Below are 18120 nucleotides of genomic sequence, written 5' to 3'. Positions count from 1 at the left end.
ATATTCCTTTTCATTGTTCGTTTCCAGGGAGAATCCTACCAGCAGCTGACGTGGCCCTTTGCGGTCGCCCAATGAGCGGAGTATATCGGGAGTTTTTTCGAGATCGATGTGTAACTGGGCTTCGCCTTTTTTGATTTTCTTATCAGCTACTTTTGCCGGGCGGTAATCCGCCACTGCTGCGGCAGCCACCACTATTCCCGCGCCAGCATACCGGGATGTTACTGCATCAAACATTTCCTGGGCGGTTTGCACAGGGGTGATGGTAATTCCCGGATGGGTTGTTTTCCGGGAAGTAGGACCAAGTACCAGCTGTACATCGGCGCCGGCATCCGCCAGGGCTTCAGCAATGGCAATGCCCATTTTGCCGCTGGAGTGGTTGGTGATATAGCGAACAGGGTCAATATGTTCTATAGTAGGACCAGCAGTAACGATGACAGTAGTTCCATTCAGTGCTTTTTTTCCGTTTTCCTGCTGAAAATGCTGTTCAAGGAAGGCGAGTATCTGTTCAGGTTCTGCCATGCGGCCTTCTCCAAAGAGCCCGCTGGCCAGTTCACCGGATTCCACGGGAATTTGCCGGTGACCGTAAGCAATCAGTTTATCCACATTTGCGCGGGTAGCAGGGTGATGCCACATATCTTCATCCATTGCCGGGGCAAAGAGCACCGGGCAGGTGGCAGACAGGTACACAGCCAGCAGGAGGTTGTCGCATAGGCCCAGGGCCATTTTGGCCAGGGTATTGGCAGAAGCTGGTGCAATAAGCATTACATCTGCCCAGCGGCCCAGCATCACATGGTTATTCCAGCTGTTATGGTCACTGATATTCAGGGGAACCTCGTTTTTAGAAAGGGTGGCCAGGGTTAGGGGGGTAATAAAACCGGCAGCGGCGCTGGTCATTACCACTTTTACTTCCGCTCCTTCCTTTACCAGCAGGCGGATAAGGGTAGCGGCTTTATAGGCGGCAATGCTGCCGCTCACCCCGAGCAGGATCTTCTTTCCTTGTAGCATTTTGATAGCGTCCATGGACATATATACAAAAACAAAAGCGGCAGAAATCATTCTGCCGCCATGAAATTAATATTTTTATTTTTCGCAATCACGCACCTCACAAAATAATGTGTGGTGGATCAGCTAAACAAATCGTCGTCGTTCTTGCGGAAATAAATTTTGTTGTCCAGGAACTCCTGTGTAGCCTGGATAGCCGGATTTGCCAGTCTTTCATAAAAACGGGAAATCTCGATCTGCTCCTTATTCTCGTGCACTTCCTCGAGGTTGTCAGTATGGCTGGCAAACTCTTCCAGTTTGGAATGGAGCTCCTCTTTCACGGAAATATTGATCTGATTGGCGCGTTTGGCTATCACGGCAATAGACTCATATAAATTACCAGTTCTGTTCTTAATGTCGGTAGTGTTTTTGGTTTCTACCCAGGGATTAAGGCTACTGGTTAGACTTCGCTTTAATTTGCTCATTATCCAGTGTTTTTATGTTGTTTTGTGCTAAGGTATAAAATTTTTCGGCATCAGGCTTTAATTTGCTGTTCGGGTAGTGATCCGCGAAATCCAGGTATTCGTCGAGAACCGTTGCGTAGCGCTCTTTTTGTCTCTCCGGAATGCTGTTTTTAGCATAATTATAGTAAGATCTGATGGCCATTACTTTGTAACTATCGCTTTTATCAGAGTCGGGGTAGTTGCGCATCAGGTTTTTGAAGGCAATACCGGCGGCTTTGTAGAAGCCCAGGTTATAATACAGTTCAGCGCTGGAGAATTCTTTCTTTTCCAGTTTGCGCCTGCACAGCTCAATCACCAGGTTGGCTTCCGACACTTTATCGGCGGTAGGATAGTTATTTATGAAGGTTTGCATGGCAGCAATGGCCTTCATGGTATTGGTCTGATCCAGCGATACCTTGGGCGATTGTTTATAGTAGCAATATGCCTGCATATAATCTATCTCTACAGCCCTGGGGCTATTCGGGAACAGGTCCAGGTAGTTTTTGAACTGGAAGGCTGCCTGAACATAATCCTTTACATAATAAGAACAATATGCGAAATTGTAATACATAGGTTCAAACTTCTCAGTACCCTTATATACCTGCACCAGGTCGGTATAGAGTGTTATTGCCGTATTGTATTTTTTCTTCTGGAACAGCTGGTTCGCGTAGTCCAACTTTTTCTCAAAGTTGTTGCTTTTCTCTATTCTCCGTAACTGGTTGTTACAGGAGGTAGATACAATAACCACAAGAACACTGATGTACAATAAAAATTTCCGCATAAAAGAGTGGCAAAATTAAGAATTAAATGTAAATGTAAGGCAGAGAGATTTTCATTGCTGTTAAAATTTTGCAAAAGAGGGAATTAAATCGCCGAAAGAAGGGTTTTCCACTACGGCTGAGCCAGTGGACGCCATCGTCTTTCACTGTGAATAATTTATTTTTATCTACTCCGCTATGCCAAAAACCCCCATCATATTATAAAAATATACTTCCTATAAATAATTTCTATTCCCGTTTCCCACCTGCTATTATCCGGTACAAGTCTGGCTTCAGGGGTCATTAACAAGTTATAAACATCATATTCTGCGTTATCAACACGTTATCAACATACATTTTTATCCAATACACTATTATAGTGCATAAATGACATGAAAAGGGCGCTGACAGAGGCGCTTGCATCTGTGGAAAAAATTTATAAAGTATTTTTTCGTTAAAAAGTGGGAAAAAGTGTTATTTTGTGTTAGAAAAGGATTTTCAAGGACTTTGCCCCATGGTATGACAGGATTTCTCGGTGAATATGAATCGACGCTGGACGCAAAAGGACGCTTTCTGTTACCTGCCGGGTTTAAAAAGCAGTTAACAGACGGGGCCGGAGGACAGTTTGTGATTAACCGAGGGTTTGAAAAATGCTTGTCCCTGTATCCCATGAATGAATGGCAGCCTATTTTCGAGCGTATCAGCAAGTTGAATGACTTTGATCCAAAAGTAAGGGAATTCAGGCGTTACTTCTTAAATGGAGCCACTATTCTGGAGTTAGACAGCGCAGGAAGACTGCTGGTACCAAAAAACCTGCTGTCGTACGCCAATCTGGAAAAAGATATTGTGCTGGCAGCAGCAACCAATAAAATCGAGATCTGGGATAAAGGTAAATACCAGGAGTTCTTTGAAAATTTCTCACCGGGAGCGTTCAGTGATCTGGCTCAACAGGTAATGGGAGGAGGAGACAACAACATATCAATTTAAAGAGGGGAGCATATGGGCGAGCAACAATATCATTTACCCGTTCTGCTACAGGAAACTACGGAGCTGCTACAGATAAATCCCGATGGGATCTATGTAGACGCCACGTTTGGAGGCGGAGGACATTCAAGAGCCATACTCGGAAAACTTGGTGAAAAAGGACGGCTGATAGTATTTGATCAGGACGAAGATGCTTACCAAAACAGGATTATAGACGAACGCGTAACTTTTGTACAACAGAATTTCCGTCACCTGCAACGCTTCCTGAAACTGCATAAAGCAGAACAGGTAGACGGTGTACTGGCGGATCTGGGCGTTTCATCGCACCAGTTCGATACAGCAGAAAGAGGATTCAGTACCCGCTTTGATGGTGATCTGGATATGCGGATGGATACACGGACAGCATTTACTGCCGCCCAATTGCTGGCTACATGGGGAGAAGCAAGGTTACAACAGATTTTCCAGGAATACGGAGAAGTAACCAACGCCAAAACCCTTGCCCAAACAATTGTAAAGCAGCGCAAAACACACCCCATGCGCACCATCACAGAATTCAAATCCGTGATCCAGCCCATCGTAAAAGGCAATCCGCAAAAATACCTGGCACAGGTTTTCCAGGCGCTGCGTATAGCCGTTAACGATGAACTGGGCGCTCTGAAAGATTTGCTGGAACAGGCTGCCAATGTGCTGAAACCCGGAGGAAGGCTCGCCATCATCACTTTCCACTCACTGGAAGACAGGATGGTGAAAAATTTTATGAAGACAGGAAGTTTTGAAGAAGCACCGGAAGATCCGTTCGCAAAAGAAACACCCCCTAAATTGTTCAGATTAATCACAAAAAAACCGGTTACCGCCAGTGATGCAGAATTGAAGCTTAATGGAAGATCCAGAAGTGCAAAGCTGCGGGTGGCCGAAAAACAAGCGTGACGCGGTTCAAACCGCCCATCACATCCTACCCTATCCTATACACATCCGTTTTGATTTGCGTTCAGGTTTTTTATTGTCAATGTTTAAAAAGACATAGCGCGTGGGAGACGACTTAGAAAAGATACAGGAAAATCCGGCGGAAGAAAACATTATCCCCCCGGAACGTAAAGAATGGCGTTTGCGCATCAATTACAGAGCGTTGGTGCAAAACATGCCCTTTATCGGGTTCCTTTCCCTCCTGGCTTTGATCTACATCGCCAATAGCCATCTCGCTGAAAAAAAAATCCGGCGTATCAACAAACTGGGCAAAGAAATTAAAGAGCTGAAGTGGGAGTATATCAATGTGAAAAGTGAGCTCATGTTTCGAAGCAAAATGAGTGAAGTCAGTAAATCCGTAGAGCCGCTGGGCCTTAAACAACTCAGCTCTCCTCCACAAAAGATTGTACTGAAAAAGGAAACAGAAAAATGAATTTAATACTGATGCCTGACGCTGCCCGCCTGACCCATAACTCAGGTCGGGGATGCTGGTAAATCAAATCAAATGGCAAGCATCTCAATTATAAATGCAGCCAGTGTCAGGTATCTTCTTATAAGTTATCAGCCTTTAGCCGGCAGCCGTTTTGCCTTTGGACAAACAGCTGACAGCTAAAGGCTAAAAGGTAAAATGGTAATACAACACCGTGGATGTAAAAAAGGACATATTGTGGAGAGTGTACCTGTGCCTCATCGGCATGGCACTGTTTAGCATCGCTATCCTGGTGAAAGTATTCTATATCCAGAACGTACAGGGCAACTACTGGCGCAGTATGGCCGATAGCCTGCATACCGGGTATGTGGCACTGGATGCAGAAAGAGGCACCATCTACTCGGAGGAAGGCAGGATGCTGTCGACCTCCATTCCTTATTTCGACATCCGGATTGATTTTGCGGCAGACGGCCTCCGGGACAAAAACGGCCTGGTATTCAAGGAAAACCTGGACTCCTTGTCGTACCGCCTCTCCCAGATATTCACCGACCGCAGTAAAGCATCCTGGAAACAACAGTTACAGGAAGGATATAAATCAAAGGACCGTTACTTTTTATTAAAAAGAGACGTACCCTTTAACCAATACCAGGAATTACGCAGCTTCCCGATGTTCCGCCTCGGTAAAAACAAAGGTGGTATGATCGCCGAATCCAAAAGTAAGCGCATCAATCCCTTTAAACTGCTGGCCAACAGAACCATCGGACTGGCACGTGAGAATTCCCAGAGCGTAGGCCTCGAAAGAACCTACAATGAATACCTGAAAGGCGTTACCGGTAAAAGACTGATGCGCCGCATCGCAGGGGGTACCTATGTACCGGTTGATGGTTACGATATTGAACCCGAAAACGGACGTGATGTAGTAACCACCATAGATGTGAATATGCAGGATATCGTGGAAACGGCCCTCATGAATATGATGGTGCAGAATGAAGCTGAGCACGGCACCTGCATCCTGATGGAAGTGAAAACAGGCAAAATTAAAGCCATAGCCAACCTCGGCAAACAACCCGATGGCAACGGCTACTGGGAAGATATGAACTATGCGCTGCAGGTAGCGGAACCCGGTTCCACATTCAAACTGGCCACCGTGATTGCAGTACTGGAAGATAAATACGCCACCATGAATTCCATGGTAAACATGGACGGTGGCCGCTGGCAGGTAGGCCGCAGAACCGTATTCGATTCTGAGCCTCACCCCGGCCCGCAAAATGTAACCATCAAACACGCATTTGAGCTGAGCTCAAATGTAGGGATGGCAAAACTGGCCTACCAGTTCTATAACCGGCAACCTAATAAATTCGTAGCCCATCTGAAAAAATTACGGCTCGATCAATTTACCGGTATAGACCTCATCGGCGAAGGAAGACCGGTTATTAAAACAACCGCTTCCAAAACATGGAGCGCTACTTCCCTGCCCTGGATGGCTTTCGGGTATGAAGTGCTTATCAGCCCGCTGCAAACGTGCATGCTGTACAATGCAGTGGCTAACAATGGTAAAATGATGAAACCCTACCTCGTCAATTCCATACAGGAATATGGCCAGGTAGTAAAACAGTTTGAGCCTACCGTACTAATGGACAGCATCTGCTCACAAAGCACGCTGAAACAGGTACAGGCTATGCTGGAAGGGGTGCCCATAGATGGTACCGCAAAAAAACTGCGCAGCCAGTTCTACACCTTTGCGGCAAAAACAGGTACCGCACTCGTGGCAAACGGCAACCGCGGATATGCAGATAAAATATACCAGTCGTCATTCGCCGGATACTTCCCGGCAAATGACCCGCAGTACACCTGCGTGGTAGTGATAAAAAACAAACCGCATGCATTGCACTTCTATGGTGCAGGCGTTGCGGGTCCCGTGTTTAGGGAAGTGGCAGATAAACTGTACGCTATCGCAGTGGAAAGACAAAAACCCATGCAGGCAACCATGCAACTGGATACCCTGCTGTCACTGAAAAATGGCAAAGGCAGTGAATGGAAACAGATCCTGGGTAAACTGCAGCTGCCTATCGGCAACGCCCCCGCTAATAACAGCTGGGTAAGCGCGAGAGTGGCAGACCGCAAAATTGCTTTTGAACAGGTAACGCAAACAAAAGGCGCTGTGCCCGATGTTACCGGGATGGGCCTCAAAGATGCCCTGTACCTGCTTGAAAACGCCGGGCTACGCGTAGTAGTTAAAGGCGCCGGTAAAGTGAAAATGCAATCACTCCCCGGCGGAACAAAAATAGGAAACGAACAAACCATCGTAATAGAACTGAGCTAGATGAAAACGCTGCGCGACATATTGTATAATGTAAGCATCCTGGCGGTGCATGGTAATACGGATATTACCATTCATGCACTTGCTACCGACTCCAGGTCCATTGGTCCCGGGGATGCTTTCATTGCAGTGAAGGGCGTACACACAGACGGACATGTGTACATTGAAAAAGCGATTGGTTTGGGCGCAGCCGCAGTGATCTGTGAAACATTACCTGAACAACTGGCAGATAACATATGCTATGTACAGGTAAGCAACAGCGCTGCCAGCAGCGGTATCATGGCGGGCAACTTCTATGACAACCCTTCCCATAAAATACAACTGGTAGGCGTTACCGGTACCAACGGAAAAACAACCATCGCTACATTGCTGTTCCGGCTGTTTACCAAACTAGGGTACCACTGCGGATTATTATCCACAGTACAAAACCAGATAGGCGATACCGTTATACCGGCTACACATACCACGCCTGATCCCATCAGCCTGAACGCCTTACTGGCAAAGATGGTGGACGACGGCTGCCTGTACGTGTTTATGGAAGTAAGCTCCCATGCCATTCACCAGCAACGTATTGCAGGGCTAAAATTCGCAGGGGGCATCTTTAGTAATATCACACATGATCACCTGGATTATCACAAAACTTTTGATGAATATATCCGGGTGAAGAAATCGTTCTTTGATAACCTGCCATCCTCCGCGTTTGCCCTCACCAACCTGGACGACAAACGGGGAATGGTAATGCTGCAGAATACGAAAGCAAAGAAAGCTACGTACAGCCTGCGCACCCTGGCGGATTTCAAAGGCAAGATCCTGGAAAACAATCTTACAGGACTGATCATGCTGGTGGGAGATACAGAAGTGCATTTCCGCCTGATCGGTGAATTCAATGCGTATAACCTGCTGGCTGTTTACGGCGCCGCTGTATCACTGGGAATAGATAAAGCCAGCGTATTACAGGCCCTGAGCGACACCACAGGCGCTGAAGGCAGATTTGATTATATCATTTCAGATAAAGAACAGATCATCGCGATAGTTGATTACGCACATACACCGGATGCCCTGAAAAATGTACTGGCCACTATCAAAAACCTGCGCAAGGGCAATGAACAGGTGATCACGGTAGTGGGTTGCGGCGGCGACAGGGATACCACCAAACGCCCTGTAATGGGAGATGTAGCAGTGGAAAACAGCGACCGCGTTATTCTTACCTCCGATAATCCCCGCTCGGAAGACCCGGCGGAAATTATCAGGGAAATGGAAGCCGGTATTCCTGTTCACCTGAAAAAGAAAGTCATTTCCATTACCGACAGGAAAGAAGCCATTAAAACGGCACTGTCGCTCGCCAACCGGGAAGACATTATCCTGGTGGCTGGTAAAGGACATGAGAAATACCAGGAAATCAAAGGCGTAAAACATCACTTCGATGATAAAGAAGTGCTGCTGGAGCTGATGAAAACCCTGGAGAAATAGACTAAGACTGAAGACGAATACTTAATAATCCAATGACTTAAAAGCCTGTACTCCTACGGTGGAGAACAGGTTACGACTAAAACATATGTTATATTATTTTTTAAATTACCTGAAAACAGAATTTAAGATCAGCGTCATCGGCGGTGGTATGTTCCAGTATATCACTTTCCGTGTAACGATGGCATTGTTGCTGTCGCTGGTTATTTCTTTGCTGTTCGGTAAACGGATTATTAGATTTCTTCAGAAAAAACAGATCGGCGAAACTATCCGCGAGCTGGGCCTTCAGGGCGAAAATTCCAAAAAGGGCACCCCTACCATGGGCGGGCTTATTATCTTATCCGCCATTGTAATCCCCACCCTGCTGTTTGCACAGATAGCTAATGTATATATCTGGCTGATATTATTATCCACGGTATGGTTAGGACTGATCGGCTTCCTGGATGATTATATTAAAGTATTTAAGAAAAATAAAGAAGGACTGGCAGGACGTTTTAAGATCATGGGCCAGGTAGGACTTGGGTTAATCGTTGGCTGCACCCTCTACTTTAATACAGACGTAGTGGTGTCCCGCGAAGTAATAGGCGCCAAACCGCTGGCGCCGTATGAAAGACAGGTGACTAATCACCCGGAACGTGTAACCCGCGACGGGCATCGTTTTGTGGATGTTAAAACGCCTATCACCACCATTCCGTTCGTAAAGAACCATGAGTTCAATTATTCCAAACTGATCTCCTGGATCCCTGGTGCGGAAAAGTATACGTTCGTTCTCTACATCCTGATAGTCATTTTTATTATTACGGCAGTATCAAACGGCGCTAATCTTACAGACGGACTGGATGGACTGGCAACCGGCGTTTCAGGTATTATAGGTATAGGGCTTGGCATCTTTGCTTATGTATCCGGTAATATCCAGTTTGCGGAATACCTGAACATCATGTATATCCCCAATCTTGGTGAGCTTTCCATTTTCATAGCTGCCTTTGTGGGCGGATGTATCGGTTTCCTCTGGTACAATGCTTACCCCGCACAGGTTTTCATGGGAGATACCGGTAGTCTTGCACTGGGTGGTATCATCGCTTCCCTTGCCATTATTGTACGGAAAGAATTGCTGATCCCCATCTTCTGTGGTGTATTCCTGGTAGAATCATTATCAGTGATGTTACAGGTATCTTACTTTAAATACACTAAAAAGAAATATGGCGAAGGCCGGCGTATCCTGAAGATGTCGCCGCTGCATCACCACTACCAGAAGATCGGTTATCACGAAAGTAAAATATCAGTGCGGTTTTGGATCGTGACCATCATGTGCGTGGTAGCAGGTATTGCCACCTTAAAAATGAGATAATAACAAAACTAACTAAGCAGACTAAACGAAATGGGATATAAACTCGTCATATTAGGAGCAGGTGAAAGCGGGATAGGTGCTGCTTTGCTGGGAAAACAGCAAGGGTATGATGTATTTGTATCTGATGGAGGAACTATAAAAGATAACTACAAACAGGAACTGGCGGTAAACCAGATCTCTTTTGAAGAAGGGCATCATTCCTGGGATATCATACTGGATGCAAACGAAATTGTAAAAAGTCCTGGTATTCCCGAAAAATCGGAACTGATGAAAAAGGTACGCGAAAAAGGCATACCCGTGATTTCTGAAATTGAGCTGGCCTACCGTTTCTCGACAGGTAAAAAGATCATTGCCATCACCGGCAGCAACGGCAAAAGCACCACTACCGCCCTCACCTATCACATTTTCAAACACGCAGGTTTGGATGTGGCCATGGTTGGCAATATTGGCGTGAGCTATGCAAGGCAGGTGGCAACCGCACCAGCGGAGTATTATGTGATTGAAATCAGCAGCTTCCAGCTGGATGACATTAAGGACTTCAAACCCAATGTGGCCATCCTGCTGAACATTACGCCTGATCACCTGGACCGCTACGACTATAAAATGGAAAATTACGTAGCCTCCAAATTCAGAATTGCCATGAACCAGACAGCTGAAGACTACTTCATCTACTGCATGGATGATCCTGAGATCATGCGGCACTTAGCGCAGCAACCCATTTATTCAGCATCAATACCTTTTACCATCATGAAACCACTGAAAGAAGGCGGCTCTATTGCCAACGACCAGTTGCACATAGATGTCAACGGAGAACCGGTTATCATGTCAATGTATGACCTGTCATTAAAGGGAAAACACAATCTGTATAATTCAATGGCAGCAGCAATTGCAGGCAGGACCATGGATATAAGGAACGAAAAGATCCGCGAGAGCCTTGCGTCATTTGAGAGCCTTGAGCACCGCATGGAATACGTAACTACGGTGAGAGGCGTGGATTTTATAAACGATAGCAAAGCGACCAATGTAAACTCCGTATGGTTTGCACTGGAAAGTTTTGATAAACCGATTGTGCTTATCATGGGCGGCGTAGACAAAGGCAACGACTACGATGCCATCCGCGATCTCGTGAAAGAAAAGGTAAAAGCAATTATTTGTATGGGTGTAGACAACACCCCCATCTTTACGGCGTTATCAAAAGACACACCGGTGATGATCAACACCACCAGTATGCACGACGCTGTACAGGAAGCATTTAAACAGGCCACGAAGGGAGACATCGTTTTATTGTCGCCCGCCTGCGCCAGCTTTGATCTTTTTAAAAATTACGAAGACCGTGGAAGGAAATTTAAGGAAGAAGTAAAGGCATTGTAAACAGGCGTTGATCAGCAGAATAAAGGGTTACATCTGAAAAAACAAAAGAAAATAAAAGCAGGAACCGATGGGATTGCTCTATAGAACAAAAGGCGACAAGGTTATCTGGGCGGTAGTACTTTTTCTATCGCTGGTAAGCCTGCTTGCTGTATATAGCGCTACCGGCTCACTTGCCTACCGTGAAAGAGGCGGCCATACGGAGTATTATCTCCTGAAGCAGCTTACGGTACTGGGCATGGGGCTGGTGATCATCTATTTTGCCCACCGCGTGAATTATACCATTTATTCCCGCGTGGCGCAAATAGGGTTCCTTATATCCATACCATTGCTGATGTACACACTGGCTTTTGGCTCTAATATCAATGAAGCCAGCAGGTGGATCAAGCTGCCCATCATTAACCTTACCTTCCAGACATCGGATGTGGCCAAACTAGCCATATTCATGTATGTAAGCAGGCAGTTATCGAGAAGGCAGAATCTGATAGATGATTTCAAAAAAGGTTTTTTGCCCATCATCATCCCGGTTGGCATCATCTGCGCACTGATCATGCCGGCCAACATGAGTACCGCCCTCCTGCTGGGCGCCAGCTGTATGCTGCTCTGCTTTATAGGCAGGGTGCCTGTCAGGTTCCTGGCCTCTATGGTAGCGGCGGGAGCTGTACTGGTGGTGTTGCTCTTTGGCGTGGCTAAAGTAACAGGTATGGAAATGCGTACCAAAACCTGGGAAAAACGTATCGATAACTTTTTACATGGTGATCATACAGAAACGCCCTACCAGGTGCAGCAGGCCAACATCGCAATAGCAGGTGGTGGTTTTTTAGGTAAAGGGCCCGGCAACAGTACGCAGCGTAACTTCCTGCCACATGCCTATTCCGATTATATCTATGCCACCATCATAGAAGAATATGGCATATTCGGCGCCTTCCTGATACTGGCGGCTTATATGATTTTATTATTGAGAAGTATCAGGATCTATAAAAGATGTCCTTACGCTTTTGGCGCATTCCTGGCAGTAGGGCTTAGTGTGACATTGGTAATACAGGCATTAACCAATATGGCGGTAAACGTACAGCTGTTCCCGGTTACAGGGCTTCCGCTCCCGCTGGTGAGCATGGGTGGTTCTTCGGTATTGTTTACCAGTATGGCCATTGGTATCATCCTGAGTGTGTCGAGGAACGTGGAAGAAATGGAAGGTAAACAGGCAGAGAAAGAGCGTTTGGAAAGAGTTATTGCGCAATCGGAAAACGCTGCTGTCGCTTAATACGTATTTATAACAACAATTTGTAATCAGGAACAATACATGCAACGCAAAGTGATCATAGCAGGCGGCGGTACCGGGGGGCATATCTTCCCGGCGATAGCGATCGCGAATGCGTTGAAAAAAATAGAACCGGACATCAACATATTATTTGTAGGTGCAACCGGGAAAATGGAAATGGAGAAAGTGCCGCAGGCAGGTTACCCGATCGAAGGACTGGAAATAGCCGGTTTTAACAGGAGCAATATTTTCAAAAATATCCTGCTGCCGTTTAAGATATGGAAAAGCCTGCGCCGTGCAAAGGCCATCCTGCAAAACTTTCAGCCGGATGCCGTAGTGGGTGTGGGTGGATACGCCAGCTTTCCGATGCTGAACAGGGCACAGAAAAATGGTACGCCAACCCTGATACAGGAACAAAATTCCTTCGCAGGGAAAACAAATAAAATACTGGGTAAGAAAGCGAAAAAGATCTGCGTGGCATATGATGGCATGGATAAATTTTTTCCGCCCGAAAAGCTGGTAATGACCGGTAACCCTGTGAGGAACAGTATTTCACAGTCGGCCGTAACACGTGAAGACGCCCTGCAGCATTTTGGACTGAGCACTGCAAAGCAAACCATCTTCGCCGTAGGAGGCAGCCTGGGGGCTAAATCCATTAACGAAGGATTGCAACCGTTACTGAAAGAGATAGCGGACAAGGATATACAGCTGATCTGGCAAACAGGGAAGCCTTATTACGAAACAGCAAAAGCCGCCGCTGCGCCATATGGATCACATATCAAGGTATATGATTTCATCAACGTGATGGACTTTGCCTATAAAGCGGCAGATGTAGTATTATCAAGAGCCGGTGCATTGGCCATCGCGGAACTGTGCGTAGTGAAGAAGCCGGTGATATTTGTGCCATACCCGTTTGCAGCAGAAGATCACCAGACATCCAACGCGATGAACCTGGTAAACAAACAGGCAGGGCTGATCATTAAAGATGAGGAGGTGCGCTCACAACTGGGTAATGTACTGTTCAGCCTTTTGCAAAACAAAGCGCTGATGGAACAACTGGAAAGCAATATCGGCAAGTTGGGTAATCCCCATGCTGATGTGACGATTGCCAACCAGGTACTGGGAATTATTTAGAGAGATTTTTTTTAGAAGGATATATGGATTTGAACAACATACAAAGGGTTTATTTCATCGGCATCGGTGGTATTGGCATGAGCGCCATTGCACGCTTCTTCAATGAGAAGGGGGTGCAGGTAAGCGGTTATGACCGTACCTCCACAGCGCTCACAAAGCAGCTGGAGGCAGAGGGTATGCAAATCCATTATACAGACGATATTAACCTGATCGACAAAGCGGCTACCCTGGTAGTGTATACGCCGGCTATTCCGGCTACGCACACAGAGTTACAGTGGCTGCGTGATAATGGATATGAAGTGGTAAAGCGCAGTGATGTGCTACAGGAAATTACCCGTTCCCTGTTTGCCATCACCGTGGCAGGCACACATGGTAAAACAACTGTTTCCACCATGATCGCCCACCTGCTTACGGACAGCGGTTACGGCTGTAACGCTTTCCTGGGTGGTATCAGCGTGAACTATAACAAAAATTTCTGGAGCAGCGAAAAGGCGGTGGCAGTAATTGAAGCAGATGAGTATGACCGCTCTTTCCTGAAATTAAGTCCGGATATCGCGGTGCTGACTGCCATGGATGCAGATCACCTGGATATTTACGGCACACCGGAAGCCATGGAAGATGCTTTTATACAGTATACGCATAACATCAAGCCCAATGGCACACTGATTGCTAAGTTCGGCCTGCACCGCAACAAGGAGCTGAATGCAACAAACAAGTTGTTGTACAGTTTACAAAACGATGCTGCCAACGCTTATGCCGCCAACATCCGCATGATCAACGGCGGGTATGAATTTGATGTAATGCAGCAGGACTGGATGATCGATAACGTGGTAATGCACATTGGTGGCATGCATAACGTGGAAAATGCAGTTGCTGCTATTACAGTAGCCCAGCTGCTGGGAATAGACGCCGCTAAGATCCGCGCTGCCATCGCCAGTTTTAAAGGTATCAAACGGAGGTTTGAATACGCTGTAAAAACAGATCAACAGGTATACATCGACGATTATGCACACCATCCGGAAGAATTGCGTGCATTGATCACCAGTGCAAAGGCATTGTTTCCCGGGAAAAAATGCACGGTTATTTTCCAGCCGCACTTATTTACCCGCACCCGCGACCTGGCAGATGGCTTTGCAGAAAGCCTGTCACTGGCAGACGAGGTAATACTGCTTCCTATCTACCCGGCGCGTGAGCTGCCGATAGCAGGGGTTAGCAGCGAAATGATCGCAGATAAAATAACCGTACCTGTAAAAATTTTATCAAAAGAAGAAGTAATGGAGTATCTCGGAAAGCAGGATGTTCCGTTACTGATCACAGCCGGAGCAGGAGATATAGACCAGTTAAAAGAACCGGTGGCTCATCTCCTTAAAAGCAAAACAACATCACACTAAAAATAAAAAACTTGTCTAAAACTGCCACAATATTAAAACGACTGGGTACCGCTGTTCTCTGGGGAACGGCGCTCACAGGCTTTGCAGTATTGCTGGTGGCTGCTATACAAGACAAGGATGCCGGTAAATGTAAAAGTATACTGGTAAAATTTGAGGGGAAAGATGATAACTTTTTTATTGAATCAAAGGATATAAAATCTTTGATCACGAAAGATAAAAATCTGAACCCGGTTGGTAAAAGTATTGCCGATATCAATATAGCAGAACTGGAAGCCATTGTAGACCAGGATCCCTGGGTAAAAAATGCGGAGATTTATTTTGACAACAGCCGGCAGCTGAATATCAAAGTAACGCAACGCGAGCCGGTAGCAAGGGTATTTACTTTTTCCGGTAACAGCTTTTACCTCGATGGCGCCGGCGAACATATACCGGTATCCAGCCGGTATGCAGCCAGGGTACCGGTATTCACAGGTTTTCCTACAGATGCAGAAAAGCTGCAGAAACCAGACAGCCTGTTAGCCGCACAGATCGTGGACCTGGGCACCTATATTGGTAAAGACCCTTTCTGGATGGCACAGGTAGAACAACTCATGATCACAGATGATCGCAGGTTTGAATTCATACCCAAGCTGGGCGACCAGGTGATTGTATTCGGAGAAGGCACAGACATAGATAAAAAATTCACCAAACTGCTGGCTTTTTATAAAGAAGGATTGAACAAAGTAGGCTGGAATAATTATACACGCATCAACATCGCATTTGAAAACGAAGTGGTGTGTACCCGTAAAGATGGCGTTGTTCCATTGCAACCAGTGATCAAAACAGATAGTTTGAAACTGGCCGGTGCAGACGAACCGCCAATAGCGGACAGCGAAGATTCAACAACAACGGCAGCACCGGCGCCTGTAAAGCCGGTACATACCGAACCTGCCAAACCGGTATCAAAACCGGCGCACGCAGTAAAAGAAAAAGCCAAACCGCAGAAAGAAAAAGAAAAGGTGAAGAAAGAAAAAGCAGCTGCGCCGGCCAAACAACAACCCAAAGCAGTGTATAAGCCAGGGAATAAATCTGTTAACACATCAAAAAAACAAAAAACGCCATGAATCAGGAAGCTCCCATCATTGTAGGACTCGATATTGGTACTACGAAGATTGCTGCCATTGCAGGACGGAAGAATGAATACGGGAAACTGGAAATCCTGGGATTCGGAAAAGCTACATCGTTTGGTGTACAGCACGGCATGGTGCTGAACATTGACCAAACCATTAAGGCTATCAGGCAAGCACTCGAGAATTGTTATGCATCCAACCCTAACCTGGAAATTAACGAGGTATATGTTGGTATAGCCGGTCATCATATAAAAAGTTTGCAAACCCGTGGAGATATTGTACGCAATGACACTGATGCGGAAATATCCCAGAAAGATATTGACCAGCTGATCAACGATCAGTACAAAACAGTTATTCCCGCGAGCGATCAGATCATTGATGTGATTCCGCAGCAATATATAGTGGATAGTTTGCAGAACATCACTTACCCTATCGGTATGTCCGGGGTAAAAGTGGGCGCCAACTTCCATATTATTACCGGCGATAAAAACGCCATCCGCAACATTAACCGCAGCGTGGAAAAATCAGGTCTCAAAATCCGCGACCTGGTATTGCAGCCACTGGCTTCCGCTGCAGCGGTAATGTGCGACATGGATTTTGAAGCGGGTGTAGCCATTGTGGATATTGGTGGCGGTACCACCGACCTGGCTGTATTTTATGAAGGTATACTGAAGCACACCGCTGTTATCCCCTACGGTGGAGAAAACATTACCAACGACATCAAAAACGGCCTTGGCGTATTAAAAACACAGGCTGAACAGATGAAAGTACAGTTCGGTTATGCCCTGGCAGATGAAGCGAAAACCAACGCCTATATCACGATCCCCGGATTAAGAGGTCAGAGCCCCAAAGAGATCTCCGTGAAGAACCTGGCGCATATCATCCAGGCGCGCATGAGTGAAATACTCGATTTCGTAGTATATCACCTCAAGCAGATCGGTATGGACAACAAAATGCTGAATGGTGGTATTATCCTTACCGGTGGCGGATCCCAGCTGAAACACCTTATACAGTTAACAGAATATACCACCGGTGCAAGCGCCCGTATAGGATTCCCCAACGAGCACCTCGCCAGCGGCCACATAGATGAGTTAACCAAACCTATGTATGCTACCTGCGTGGGCCTGATCCTGAAAGGTTACAATGATTTTGAAAATGATCGTAAAGCACTGGAAGAAAATTATGTAAAGATCAATACCAGTTACCTGGCAAAAGAACAGGCTGCACAGTCGGTGGCTACACCCGAAGACTGGATAGAAGAAGAAACCCCGAGCAGCCAGGAAATACAGGACCGGAAAGCAAAAGAAAGGAACGCCTCATTGAAAAACTTCCTGGACAAAATGAAAACAAAAATCATTGATATGTTCACGGAAGAAGAAGATGCAAAACTTTAATAGTAAGTGGCGCAATTGTTGCAAAAAGCAAACGTTTAATATAATAAGAATTAAGAACGATAATTAATAATGACAGGACAAATGAACCATAGTAATAACATACAAGCATACACGCACTTAATTCTTAATAGTTCATTATTAATTATTCGTACTAACCCATAAAAGTATAGAGTCATGATACATTTTGATCTTCCTAAGGAAAAATCTTCTATCATCAAAGTCATCGGTATCGGTGGCGGTGGAAGTAATGCGGTGAATCATATGTATAGCCAGCGCATTGAAGGGGTAAATTTCATTATTTGCAATACCGATGCACAAGCTATTGCCAATAGCCCTGTTCCCAATAAAATACAGTTGGGGCCGCACCTGACACAGGGACTTGGCGCCGGTGCAAATCCTGAAATCGGGAAACAGGCGACGGAAGAATCCTTTGAAGAAATCAAAAAAATACTGGAGGTAAATACCAAAATGGCCTTCATTACTGCCGGTATGGGCGGTGGCACCGGAACAGGCGGCGCTCCTATCATTGCGCGGATATGTAAGGAGCTCGGTATTCTAACCGTAGGTATTGTTACCACTCCTTTTTCCTACGAAGGAAAAAAGAGAATGCTGCAGGCTGATGAAGGCGTTACCCGCCTGAAAGAGTATGTAGATACCCTGCTGATTATCTCCAATGATAAATTACGTCAGAAATTCGGCGACCTGAAGT

At 46.0% G+C, this 18120-nt stretch carries 16 protein-coding genes; 13 read left to right on the top strand and 3 right to left on the bottom strand.

Annotated features, from left to right (window positions below):
• From coaBC to VIM72_RS28800, 3 genes are all read right to left on the bottom strand, one after another.
• A partial coding sequence (coaBC, locus tag VIM72_RS28810) for a bifunctional phosphopantothenoylcysteine decarboxylase/phosphopantothenate--cysteine ligase CoaBC (RefSeq protein WP_332006260.1) occupies positions 1 to 1020 on the bottom strand: 1020 nt, incomplete at its 3' end.
• A gap of 104 nt (positions 1021 to 1124) precedes the next feature.
• On the bottom strand, positions 1125 to 1466 hold the full coding sequence (locus VIM72_RS28805; protein WP_142683742.1) for a DNA-directed RNA polymerase subunit omega: 342 nt from the start codon (positions 1464 to 1466) through the stop codon (positions 1125 to 1127).
• Positions 1435 to 2265 carry an outer membrane protein assembly factor BamD gene (locus tag VIM72_RS28800; RefSeq protein WP_332006259.1) on the bottom strand — a complete coding sequence of 277 codons (831 nt, stop codon included), beginning with the start codon at positions 2263 to 2265 and terminating at the stop codon, positions 1435 to 1437. The genes VIM72_RS28805 and VIM72_RS28800 overlap by 32 nt, the downstream gene beginning before the upstream one ends.
• 496 nt (positions 2266 to 2761) lie before the next feature.
• On the opposite strand from VIM72_RS28800, the gene mraZ reads away from it, so the two are divergent.
• From mraZ to VIM72_RS28735, 13 genes are all read left to right on the top strand, one after another.
• A complete protein-coding gene (gene mraZ / locus VIM72_RS28795; RefSeq protein WP_332006258.1) occupies positions 2762 to 3229 on the top strand; it encodes a division/cell wall cluster transcriptional repressor MraZ in 468 nt (155 codons plus the stop codon).
• Between the two features lie 12 nt (positions 3230 to 3241).
• On the top strand, positions 3242 to 4153 hold the full coding sequence (rsmH, locus tag VIM72_RS28790) for a 16S rRNA (cytosine(1402)-N(4))-methyltransferase RsmH (RefSeq protein ID WP_332006257.1): 912 nt from the start codon (positions 3242 to 3244) through the stop codon (positions 4151 to 4153).
• A gap of 100 nt (positions 4154 to 4253) precedes the next feature.
• Entirely contained in the window at positions 4254 to 4622 is a 369-nt protein-coding gene (locus tag VIM72_RS28785) for an FtsL-like putative cell division protein (protein ID WP_260607338.1), read from the top strand.
• Positions 4623 to 4833: 211 nt separating this feature from the next.
• Complete coding sequence (locus tag VIM72_RS28780; protein WP_332006256.1) at positions 4834 to 6942, top strand: penicillin-binding protein; 2109 nt, start codon at positions 4834 to 4836, stop codon at positions 6940 to 6942.
• Complete coding sequence (locus tag VIM72_RS28775; RefSeq protein WP_332006255.1) at positions 6943 to 8409, top strand: UDP-N-acetylmuramoyl-L-alanyl-D-glutamate--2,6-diaminopimelate ligase; 1467 nt, start codon at positions 6943 to 6945, stop codon at positions 8407 to 8409.
• An 85-nt stretch (positions 8410 to 8494) separates the two neighbouring features.
• Positions 8495 to 9754 (top strand): phospho-N-acetylmuramoyl-pentapeptide-transferase, encoded by a 1260-nt coding sequence (gene mraY, locus VIM72_RS28770; protein WP_332006254.1) that lies wholly within the window; start codon positions 8495 to 8497, stop codon positions 9752 to 9754.
• Between the two features lie 30 nt (positions 9755 to 9784).
• Positions 9785 to 11125 carry a UDP-N-acetylmuramoyl-L-alanine--D-glutamate ligase gene (gene murD, locus VIM72_RS28765; protein WP_332006253.1) on the top strand — a complete coding sequence of 447 codons (1341 nt, stop codon included), beginning with the start codon at positions 9785 to 9787 and terminating at the stop codon, positions 11123 to 11125.
• A 67-nt stretch (positions 11126 to 11192) separates the two neighbouring features.
• Positions 11193 to 12386, top strand: a complete 1194-nt coding sequence (locus VIM72_RS28760) for an FtsW/RodA/SpoVE family cell cycle protein (protein ID WP_332006252.1) — start codon at positions 11193 to 11195, stop codon at positions 12384 to 12386.
• Positions 12387 to 12425: 39 nt separating this feature from the next.
• Positions 12426 to 13517 (top strand): undecaprenyldiphospho-muramoylpentapeptide beta-N-acetylglucosaminyltransferase, encoded by a 1092-nt coding sequence (murG, locus tag VIM72_RS28755; protein WP_332006251.1) that lies wholly within the window; start codon positions 12426 to 12428, stop codon positions 13515 to 13517.
• A gap of 23 nt (positions 13518 to 13540) precedes the next feature.
• A complete protein-coding gene (murC, locus tag VIM72_RS28750; protein WP_332006250.1) occupies positions 13541 to 14908 on the top strand; it encodes a UDP-N-acetylmuramate--L-alanine ligase in 1368 nt (455 codons plus the stop codon).
• Positions 14909 to 14919: 11 nt separating this feature from the next.
• Entirely contained in the window at positions 14920 to 16011 is a 1092-nt protein-coding gene (locus VIM72_RS28745; protein WP_332006249.1) for a hypothetical protein, read from the top strand.
• Positions 16008 to 17411, top strand: a complete 1404-nt coding sequence (ftsA, locus tag VIM72_RS28740; RefSeq protein WP_332006248.1) for a cell division protein FtsA — start codon at positions 16008 to 16010, stop codon at positions 17409 to 17411. Before VIM72_RS28745 ends, ftsA begins: the two co-directional genes overlap by 4 nt.
• Positions 17412 to 17585: 174 nt before the next feature.
• The coding region (locus VIM72_RS28735) for a cell division protein FtsZ (RefSeq protein ID WP_332006247.1) at positions 17586 to 18120 on the top strand (535 nt) is incomplete at its 3' end.

The organism is Chitinophaga sp., from assembly GCF_036569185.1.
Classification (GTDB): Bacteria; Bacteroidota; Bacteroidia; order Chitinophagales; family Chitinophagaceae; genus Chitinophaga.
The sequence above is the reverse complement of the archived record's forward strand: the minus strand, read 5'-3'. Positions and strand labels throughout refer to the sequence as shown.

Bases quoted from the DNA above. Each gene is read 5' to 3' on its own strand.
- mraZ (WP_332006258.1), top strand. From the start codon at position 2,762: ATGACAGGATTTCTCGGTGAATATGAATCGACGCTGGACGCAAAAGGA.
- rsmH (WP_332006257.1), top strand. From the start codon at position 3,242: ATGGGCGAGCAACAATATCATTTACCCGTTCTGCTACAGGAAACTACG.
- murD (WP_332006253.1), top strand. From the start codon at position 9,785: ATGGGATATAAACTCGTCATATTAGGAGCAGGTGAAAGCGGGATAGGT.
- VIM72_RS28760 (WP_332006252.1), top strand. From the start codon at position 11,193: ATGGGATTGCTCTATAGAACAAAAGGCGACAAGGTTATCTGGGCGGTA.
- mraY (WP_332006254.1), top strand. From the start codon at position 8,495: ATGTTATATTATTTTTTAAATTACCTGAAAACAGAATTTAAGATCAGC.
- ftsA (WP_332006248.1), top strand. From the start codon at position 16,008: ATGAATCAGGAAGCTCCCATCATTGTAGGACTCGATATTGGTACTACG.
- murC (WP_332006250.1), top strand. From the start codon at position 13,541: ATGGATTTGAACAACATACAAAGGGTTTATTTCATCGGCATCGGTGGT.
- murG (WP_332006251.1), top strand. From the start codon at position 12,426: ATGCAACGCAAAGTGATCATAGCAGGCGGCGGTACCGGGGGGCATATC.
- VIM72_RS28800 (WP_332006259.1), bottom strand. From the start codon at position 2,265: ATGCGGAAATTTTTATTGTACATCAGTGTTCTTGTGGTTATTGTATCT.
- VIM72_RS28775 (WP_332006255.1), top strand. From the start codon at position 6,943: ATGAAAACGCTGCGCGACATATTGTATAATGTAAGCATCCTGGCGGTG.
- VIM72_RS28805 (WP_142683742.1), bottom strand. From the start codon at position 1,466: ATGAGCAAATTAAAGCGAAGTCTAACCAGTAGCCTTAATCCCTGGGTA.